This is a genomic window from uncultured Gemella sp. (genome assembly GCF_963519265.1).
Taxonomy (GTDB): Bacteria; Bacillota; Bacilli; order Staphylococcales; family Gemellaceae; genus Gemella.
In genome coordinates this window covers 1-4,098 of the sequence record NZ_CAUQNQ010000103.1, presented here as the reverse complement: position 1 = coordinate 4,098, position 4,098 = coordinate 1, and the positions used below count along the sequence as shown (strand labels likewise).

Annotated in this window: 6 protein-coding genes; 2 read left to right on the top strand and 4 right to left on the bottom strand. The window is 31.0% G+C overall.

Features of this window, described 5'->3' with window-relative positions:
- The first annotated feature begins 139 nt into the window (after positions 1 to 139).
- Together rpsU and RWN11_RS07380 are read left to right on the top strand one after the other, a co-directional pair.
- The gene (gene rpsU, locus RWN11_RS07385) at positions 140 to 313 is read left to right on the top strand and encodes a 30S ribosomal protein S21 (RefSeq protein WP_003147339.1); all 174 of its coding nucleotides are present in this window, start codon (positions 140 to 142) and stop codon (positions 311 to 313) included.
- A gap of 189 nt (positions 314 to 502) precedes the next feature.
- Positions 503 to 670, top strand: a complete 168-nt coding sequence (locus tag RWN11_RS07380; RefSeq protein WP_314161091.1) for a cytochrome C biogenesis protein — start codon at positions 503 to 505, stop codon at positions 668 to 670.
- A 211-nt stretch (positions 671 to 881) separates the two neighbouring features.
- Here RWN11_RS07380 and fni read toward each other — a convergent pair whose 3' ends face one another.
- The 4 genes from fni to RWN11_RS07360 all read right to left on the bottom strand — a co-directional run.
- Entirely contained in the window at positions 882 to 1,832 is a 951-nt protein-coding gene (fni, locus tag RWN11_RS07375; RefSeq protein ID WP_314161090.1) for a type 2 isopentenyl-diphosphate Delta-isomerase, read from the bottom strand.
- A gap of 21 nt (positions 1,833 to 1,853) precedes the next feature.
- The gene (locus RWN11_RS07370) at positions 1,854 to 2,843 is read right to left on the bottom strand and encodes a phosphomevalonate kinase (protein WP_314161089.1); all 990 of its coding nucleotides are present in this window, start codon (positions 2,841 to 2,843) and stop codon (positions 1,854 to 1,856) included.
- The gene (gene mvaD / locus RWN11_RS07365) at positions 2,810 to 3,721 is read right to left on the bottom strand and encodes a diphosphomevalonate decarboxylase (RefSeq protein ID WP_314161088.1); all 912 of its coding nucleotides are present in this window, start codon (positions 3,719 to 3,721) and stop codon (positions 2,810 to 2,812) included. Before mvaD ends, RWN11_RS07370 begins: the two co-directional genes overlap by 34 nt.
- Positions 3,703 to 4,098, bottom strand: a 396-nt coding sequence (locus RWN11_RS07360; protein WP_399536196.1) for a mevalonate kinase, incomplete at its 5' end; no start/stop codon positions are given. The genes mvaD and RWN11_RS07360, both read right to left, overlap by 19 nt.

Here is a 4,098-nt window from a genome sequence, read left to right as displayed (position 1 = left end):
ACGTAAGAATATAATACAATATGTAAGTAGATTGCTTAAAAGCAGTCTTATTGATTGAATGTTTGTATTTATTTTATATCTTAAACATTTAATTAAGTATTAAATTAAGATTTTGTAGTATCGGAGGGAGGGAAATCCAATGTCAAAAACTGTAGTTCGTAAAAATGAATCACTAGAAGATGCACTACGTCGTTTCAAACGTGCTGTTTCTAAAAACGGAACTATCCAAGAAGTTCGTAAACGTGAGTTTTATGAAAAACCAAGTGTTCGTCGTAAGAAAAAATCTGAAGCGGCTAGAAAACGTAAATATTAATAATTGGTAATTAACACGCAATTTATTAATAAAATCTAAAAATTTTCCCTCTTTTAGATTTATTTAGAAATAATGACCTCATCGTAAGATGAGGTTTTTTTATATCTATTATTAATGAATAGAGCATCTCTTGTTAAAAAAGAGAAATTGTGTTATTCTAATTTTAATTATAAACATTAGGAGAATAGTATGTTTGCAATAATTTGTTTAAATGTTATGTTATTAATCTCATGTTGGTATTTAATTGCGGAAAATCAAAAGAATAAATCTAAAATTAATGGTTTAGAAGATGATTTAAATAAAGCAATAAAAAGATTATCAGCATTAGAAGAAGAGGGAGTGACTCAAAAATCGTGATTTCATAGAAATCGATTTTGTCGAGTCACCCCCGCAAAGTTTATTAGATATCTAAAAAGCTTTTATAAAGCGAATTTAGATATCAATAAACCACTGCGTCTATGAATTATCATATACACTTTGTTAAAATTTAGGTCTTTTAGGTCAGTCCCAAAGAAATATAGTATAAATAAAAAGAAGATTCCAACCCAAACGGCTGGAATCTTCTTTTTTAAAATTCTACTTTTCTTATTTTTTTATCTAATTCAGCAATTGTTTTAGCATTCATTAATATCATTAAGAACTTAATTTCTTTTTTCCATTTTTCAATTTCTTGAATTAAAGCATCTTTTCCTTCGCTTAAAAGAATTTCTAAAAATATTTTAGAAACACCAACCGCTTTAGCACCTAAAGCTAGACATTTCACAACATCAAGTGGATTTCGTATACCACCGCTTGCGATTATATCAATTTTATCTTTATAAGAGTAGGCTATCTCTAGGCTTTCTGCTGTAGTGTAACCAATAGCTTCTAGGTAAGTTGATTTATCGGTTCTTCGTCCATTTTCGATTCTTGCAAAGTTTGTTCCACCCATTCCACTGATGTCTACAGCGGGGATATTTAAGTCGATGGCTAGTTTAATGGTAGCTTCGTTCATACCAAAACCTGTTTCCTTTAAGATTACAGGAATAGGAGATTTAGAGCTAACTTCTTTTAGATTAGCGTACCAACTTTCGAAATTATGATCTCCTTCTGGCATAACGATTTCTTGAAGAGGATTAGTATGAAGTTGAATATATTTTGCTTGTGATTTTTCGATTGCTTTTAAAACAAGTTTTGAATCTTTATCTAAGCCTAAGTTTACTGAATATCCTTTTGGATAAGCTTCTTCATCTTCTTTACTCTTAAGAGCAGGAGAGTATGATCCTGGGAAAAATTTAATTCCACATTTTTCACTAATTTCCATAAAGTCTTGATTAATCTTATTACAATCTTCACCACCAGCTGTAATAGCATTGATGAAGAATGGAAATTCCCAAGGGTCACCACAAACTGATGTAGAAGTATCAACATCATCTAATCCGAAAAGGGGGATACTGTTGTAATCTATTGCGTATGAGTCTAAGCTAGTTACTTTTGTTTTATCAGCAAGCGCCAATCTAATGTGATCTTTTTTTCTCATAATTAATCCTTTCGTAATATATTATAATTTTTCTAAATTCAGTTGTAGCTGATACTTATCGTTATTTTTCTCGAATCCTAATACAATGTCACCACTGCCTGAACCACTTTGCTTACCAGCCGAATGACTTTCAATATAGTTTTTCATTGCTTTTGTTTCCATTGGTATCTTAGAGAAACTTTCTAAATAAAGTAGGTTTTCTCTAAGTTTTCGTATAGTGCTTAAAGCAGACGTAGCATCTGTTTCTTCTAAATTCTCTTTTAAAGTTTTTACTAGCGTATTAGAAGTTTCAACAAAAATTCTAAATTCTTCTTTGTAGTTGTCTTTATGTTTTTTCCAAAGTTTTACGTGCTCTTTCGTATCTACAGCTTCACCAGTCCAACGTGCTAGTATGCTTAAATCAGCTTTTGGATGAACTTTTTCGATACGAAGACCATCCCAATTTGAGTTTATTATTTCTTTAACAGATTTGTCTTGATGAATCATATTATTAACGAAGTCAGCGTTAAATTTTTCGTAATATGTAATACCATCATTAATGCTCGCAGCAACGTCACCCATAGATCCACTTAGACTGTGTTTGATATTGAATAGGGCGACTAGTTTAAAAATAGTTAAATCGTTATAAGCTACATTTTCAAATGATAATATAGCGCGAGCTATAGCCACAAGTACGGCACCAGAAGAACCTAAACCGTATTTTTTATCGTCATTGTGAAGTTCATTATAAATAGTAAGAGAAAATGTTTTATTACAATTTGTATATTCTGTTAAAAATAGAATAAATTGTTGAACAAGAGTGAAGTTACTATTTTCTTCTAATAATCCAACTTTGGTTTTATTGATAGTATCGAAGATAGTAGTTTTATCACTTTTTTCTACAAATACTGTAATTTTTTTAGGAACACTTGTTATTAGTGCAGAAGCGTAATCCTCTAAAATCGCATATTCTCCAGCGAGATAGAGTTTACCGTAGGCTACTCCATGCACAAAATGATTTTTTTCTTCCATAATTTTGAAATTTCCTCATATAATTTGTCTTGGTCTTCCCTTAAGTAAAGTACTTTCACATTCGGACCAGCATCCATTGTGAAGTAACATTTATAACCTTTAGAACGTAGTTCTTTTACAATATCCATCGCCATGTGACTCTCTTCTGTTAAGAATGAGAAGCTAGGAGTAGATGTAGAAGTAGTACCATGCATAGCTAAAGCATTACTTTCTGTAATTTCGCCAATTTTTTCGAAATCAGCATTTTTTAAAGCTTCTTTCATTAATACAAAATCACCTTTAGCTTTTTCAACCCAAGCATCGAATGTTGTTGATGTTTGAACACAGCGTTCCATAGCGACACGGCTAGAAATTTTCTTTCTATCCTCGTTAACTACAAGAACCATCATTCCAAAATCTAAAGAGCACTCCAATTCTTCAACACTTCCATCTTCAAGCCATGCAGCAAGTTTATAAAAACTTCGACAAGAAGAACCAGATCCTTCTTTAGCTATTTCAACTAATTCTTTAGTAGTTTTGTTTAATTTAAAATATTTATTACAAGCAAGAACTAAAGCCATAGTGCCACTAGAACTTGAAGAAAGCCCTGCAGCAGTTGGTACAGTATTATAACTTCTTATAGTTATAGCTTCACGATTAGTTGGTGTGAATTTAGAGATGAACTTAATCATTTTATCTACTTCTTCTTGACTTTGTTTTTCGTCATTGATATAAAATTCATCAATATTATTATCATTTTTCTCGATTTTTGTTTTTGATAAAAGATTGTCTAATCTTAAAGAAATATTAGGATTATAAGGTAAGACAGGATCTTTAGATTTTTTCCCCCAGTACTTTACTAGGGCAATATTAGCATAACCTAAACTGTAACTATCCATGATGAATATCCTTTCTCTTTTAATGCATTTTGAATTTCTAATGCATTTTCTTTTGTTTTGCTAAGACTAATGCAACATCCACCAGCGCCACCACCAGTTAGTTTGGCACCGACTGCATTATTATTTTTACAAATTTCCACAACCTCATCGTTGCTAACGTGACTTACTCCAAGCTTTTGTAATAAGTCGTGAGCTTTGTACATATATTGTCCGACAAGATTGATTTCTTTATTTTTTAATGGTTTAATTACTAAATCGGTAATTTCGCCTAATTCAGCAATATAATTTTCATATTTGTCATAATTATCCGCTATATGTTTTAGAGTTTCTTTAGTAATTCCAACAACTCCTGTATCGATAATTAGTAAATAACTATT